This window comes from Dankookia rubra (assembly GCF_004355005.1).
GTDB lineage: Bacteria > Pseudomonadota > Alphaproteobacteria > Acetobacterales > Acetobacteraceae > Paracraurococcus > Paracraurococcus ruber_A.
The window spans coordinates 1-4,244 of record NZ_SMSJ01000193.1 but is presented as its reverse complement, the minus strand read 5'-3'; the positions used below and the strand labels follow the sequence as shown (position 1 = coordinate 4,244).

Genomic DNA, 4,244 nt, shown 5'->3' with positions numbered 1-4,244 from the left:
GCCGCGGCGGGCCGCGGCTCGGTTGGTGCCGCCGCGGCCGGCGCGCCGGGCGGGATCAGCCAGGGCTCGGCCGCCGCCGCATCCTCGAGCGCCGCCGTCACCTCGACCCCGCCGGCGGTCCGGCGGGTCGCCAGGATCACCGCGTCGTCGCCGAGCGCGGCGCGGACCTGCGCCATCGCCTCGGCCATCCTCGGCGCGCGGAACAGCCGGAGCCGCATCGGCTAGACCTGGCCCAGGGTGCGGATGCGGGCGCGCGGATGGATCTCCGCCTGGCTCAGCACCATGGTCGCCGGGCGGAAGCGCTCGACGATCGCCCGGACATGGGCGCGGATGGCGCCGGAGCAGACCAGCACCGGCGCTTCGCCGGACGCCGCCGCGGCATCGAAGGCGTCGCGCAGCCGCTGCATGAACTCCTGCAGCTTGCTCGGCGCCATGGCGAGCTGGCGGTCCTCGGGCGGGCCGGCCAGGCTCTCGGCGAAGGCCAGCTCCCAGTCGGGCGACAGGGCGATCAGCGGCACGTAGCCGGCCGGCCCGCGCGCGGCTTCCGAAAGCTGCCGCGCCAGCCGCGCCCGCACCACGCCGAGGATGCCGCCGATGCCGCGGCTGCCCGCGGCGACGGCCTCCTGCACCCCTTCCAGGATCGTCGGCAGGTCGCGGATCGAGACCCGCTCGGCCAGCAGCGCCTGCAGGATGCGCTGCAGCCCGCCGGTGCTGATCTGGGACGGGATGACGTCCTGCACCAGCTTCCTGTGCTCGGCCGGCAGCTCGTCCAGCAGCTTCTGCGTCTCGGAGAACGACAGCAGCTCGGGCATGGTGTCGCGCACCGTCTCGGTCAGGTGGGTCGCCAGCACGCCGGCGCAGTCGACCACGGTGCAGCCGCGCGCCAGCGCCTCGTCGCGCAGCGCCTCGTCGATCCAGAGCGCGGGCAGGCCGAAGGTCGGCTCCGTCGTGCGCTCGCCGGCCATGGCCGGCACCTGGCCGGAGGGGTCGATGGCGAGCTGCAGCGGCGGGCGGAGCTGGCCGCGCGCGGCCTCGATCTCCTTGACCCGCAGGATGTAGGTGTCGGGCGGCAGCTCGAGGTTGTCCTGGATGCGGACGCTGGGCAGGACGAAGCCCATTTCCTGCGCCATGGTGCGGCGCAGCGCCTTGATCTGCTCGGTCAGCCTCGGCGCCTCGCCGGCCGCCAGCGAGAGCAGCCCGTAGCCGAGCTCGAGCCGCAGCAGGTCGAGCCGCAGCGCATCGGCGACCGGCGGCTCGGCGGCCTCGGCCGGGGCGGCGGCAGGCGCGGCCTCGGCGGTGTGGACGGCGTCGCGCCGGCTCCAGGCCGTGGCGCCGGCGGCGCCGGCCAGCGCCAGGAAGGGGATCATCGGCATGCCCGGCAGCAGGGCCATGACGGCCGCGGCGCCGCCGGCCAGCGCCATCGGCTTCCAGCCCTGGCCGAGCTGGCGGCCCATCACCTGGTCGGCGCGCTCCTCGCCGCCGCCCTTGGTGACGACGATGCCGGCGGCGACCGAGACCAGCAGCGAGGGGATCTGGCTGACCAGCCCGTCGCCCACCGTCAGCATGGAGAAGGTGGTCGCCGCCTCGGCGACCGGCAGCCCGTGCCGCAGCACGCCGATGGCGAGCCCGCCGATCAGGTTGATGGCGGTGACGATGAGGCCGGCGATGGCGTCGCCGCGGACGAACTTTGCGGCGCCGTCCATGGCGCCGTGGAAGGCGCTTTCCTCCTCCAGCTCGCGGCGGCGGCGGCGCGCCTCCTTCTCGTCGATCAGGCCGGAGGAAAGGTCGGCGTCGATCGCCATCTGCTTGCCGGGCATGGCGTCGAGGCTGAACCGCGCCGCGACTTCCGCGATGCGGCCGGAGCCCTTCGTCACCACCATGAAGTTCACCACCAGCAGGATGGCGAAGACGATCAGCCCGACGATGACGTCGCCGCCCATCAGGAAGCCGCCGAAGGCGGCGACCACCTGACCCGCGGATTGCGGGCCCTCATGCCCGTGGGTCAGGATGGTGCGGGTCGTCGCGACGTTCAGCGCCAGGCGCAGCAGCGTCGAGAGCAGCAGGATCTGCGGGAAGGCGGTGAAGTCGAGCGGCCGCGTGAGGAACAGCGCGACCATCAGGATCAGCACCGAGAGCGTGATGGAGAGCGCCAGCGCCGCGTCCAGCAGCAGGGTCGGCAGCGGCACCACCAGCACCGCCAGCAGCAGCGCGACGCCGAGCGCCAGCGCCACGTCGCCGCCCATCCGGATCTCCCGCAGCCATCCTGGCAGCGCGATGCTTCCCATCCGTCAGCGGCCCATCCCGGTCCAGGGCCCGGGGCCCGGCAGCAGCCCGCTGCCCGGCGCGACCGGCACGGGTGCGCCCTGCGCGCGGTACTCGTGCAGCTTGTTGCGCAGCGTGCGGATGGAGATGCCGAGGATTTCCGCCGCCCGGGTGCGGTTGCCGAGGCAGTGGGTCAGCGTCTCGATGATCAGGTCGCGCTCCACCTCCTCCATCCGCCGCCCGACCAGTGCCGAGACGGGGGCGGAGGTGGGGGCGGGCGCGGCAGGGGGGGAGGCCGGCGAGGCCGGGGCGGGCGCCGCACCGGCCGCCGGGCGCGGCGCCTGCAGCGGCGTCAGCTCGATCGCCTCCGGCCCGATCCAGCCGCCCTCGGCCAGCAGCACCGCGCGGTGCAGCGTGTTCTCGAGCTCGCGCACGTTGCCGGGCCAGGGATGCGCCAGCAGCAGCGCCTCGGCGGCCGGCGAGACGGGGCGCTGCGGCAGCCCGTTGGCGGCGGCGAAGCGGCGGGCGAAATGCGCCGCGAGCGCGGCGACGTCGCCCGGACGCTCGCGCAGCGGCGGGATGTGCAGCGCCACGACGTTGAGCCGGAACCAGAGGTCTTCGCGGAAGCGGCCGGCACGGACCTCGGCGCCGAGGTCGCGGTTGGTCGCCGCCAGCAGGCGCACATCGACCTTGACCGGCGCGGTGCCGCCGAGCTTGTCGACCTCGCGCTCCTGGATCACCCGCAGCAGCTTGGCCTGCAGCCGCGCATCCATCTCGCCGATCTCGTCGAGCAGCAGGGTGCCGCCGTCGGCCTGCTCGAACTTGCCCTTGCGGGCGGCGACGGCGCCGGAGAAGGCGCCCTTCTCGTGGCCGAAGAGCTCGCTCTCCAGCAATGTCTCGGGCAGGGCGGCGCAGTTCAGCGCGACGAAGGGGCCGCGGCTGCGGCGGCTGTGCGCGTGCAGGAAGCGGGCGAGGACCTCCTTGCCGGTGCCGCTCTCGCCGGTGACGAGGACGCTCGCCTCGGCCCGGGCCAGCGCCTCGGCCCGCGCCAGCAGCGCGGCCATGACCGGGTCGCGCCAGACCGGGCCCTCGGCCTCGCCCGCCACCGCCTGCAGCATGGCGGCGATCAGCTCGGCATCGGGGGGAAGGGGCAGGAACTCCTTCGCCCCGGCCTGGATGGCGCGGACCGCCGCGGCGGCATCGGCGTTGCGGCCGCAGGCGATCACCGGGCAGGCGATGCGCTCGGCCGCGAGACGCTCGATCAGCCAGCCGATGTCGTGCGCGAGGTCGCAGAGCACGAGGTCGGCGCCCTCCGTCCGCAGCCGCGCCAGCGCCGCGGCCGGCCCGTCCGCCTGCGCCACCCGGGCGCCGCGGGCGGCGGCGATGCGCGACGCCTGGCCGAGCTCGGCATCGAGCGCGCCGATGATCAGGAGACGGATCATGCCGCTATCCCAGCCGGTCGGTCTTGACGATCTCGGTCATCGTCACGCCGAGCCGGTTGTCGTCCACCATCACCACCTCGCCGCGCGCGACCAGCCGGTTGTTGACGTAGATGTCCACCGCCTCGCCCAGCTTGCGGTCGAGCTCGACCACCGCGCCGCGGCCGAGCTTCAGCAGCTGCGACACCTGCATCGTCGCCCGCCCCAGCACGGCGCTGACCTGCACGGGGATGTCGTATACGGCCTCGAGGTCGCGCGCCGAGGGCCCCGCCGCGGCCCGTGCCGCGCTGGCCTCCGCCGCCGTCACGCTCTCGAAGGGTCCGGGGTCCGGCATGCGTCATGTCTCCTGAAGGTCGAAGGCCTGCAGCAAGGCGGCGATCGCCTGCCGCCGTGCCGCGAGCGAGAGCGCGGCGCCGCCGCCGCGCCAGGCCGCCGCGGCATCGCCGGGCGGCAGGTCGGGGTCTTCCGCGATGGTCAGCGCGGCCGCGCCGATCCGCGCGGCCGCCGCCGCCGCCTGGCCCGGCGCGACGCGGAGCGTCACCG

At 75.1% G+C, this 4,244-nt stretch carries 5 protein-coding genes; all 5 read right to left on the bottom strand.

Annotation, left to right across the window (positions count from 1 at the left end; translation table 11 throughout):
• A partial coding sequence (locus E2C06_RS35575; protein ID WP_456305207.1) for a hypothetical protein occupies positions 1–218 on the bottom strand: 218 nt, incomplete at its 3' end.
• A gap of 3 nt (positions 219–221) precedes the next feature.
• A complete protein-coding gene (gene flhA / locus E2C06_RS35570; RefSeq protein WP_133293258.1) occupies positions 222–2,285 on the bottom strand; it encodes a flagellar biosynthesis protein FlhA in 2,064 nt (687 codons plus the stop codon).
• Positions 2,286–2,288: 3 nt separating this feature from the next.
• Positions 2,289–3,704: a sigma-54-dependent transcriptional regulator gene (locus E2C06_RS35565; protein WP_456305206.1), complete on the bottom strand. Its 1,416-nt coding sequence runs from the start codon at positions 3,702–3,704 to the stop codon at positions 2,289–2,291.
• 4 nt (positions 3,705–3,708) lie between these two features.
• Complete coding sequence (gene fliN, locus E2C06_RS35560; protein WP_241671618.1) at positions 3,709–4,035, bottom strand: flagellar motor switch protein FliN; 327 nt, start codon at positions 4,033–4,035, stop codon at positions 3,709–3,711.
• Between the two features lie 3 nt (positions 4,036–4,038).
• Positions 4,039–4,244 (bottom strand): hypothetical protein (locus tag E2C06_RS38260; RefSeq protein WP_456305205.1); only part of this gene is annotated, 206 nt, incomplete at its 5' end.

What these genes read in the sequence shown, in the direction of transcription:
- flhA (WP_133293258.1), bottom strand. Translation starts at nt 2,285, where the DNA reads ATGGGAAGCATCGCGCTGCCAGGATGGCTGCGGGAGATCCGGATGGGC.
- E2C06_RS35565 (WP_456305206.1), bottom strand. Translation starts at nt 3,704, where the DNA reads ATGATCCGTCTCCTGATCATCGGCGCGCTCGATGCCGAGCTCGGCCAG.
- fliN (WP_241671618.1), bottom strand. Translation starts at nt 4,035, where the DNA reads ATGCCGGACCCCGGACCCTTCGAGAGCGTGACGGCGGCGGAGGCCAGC.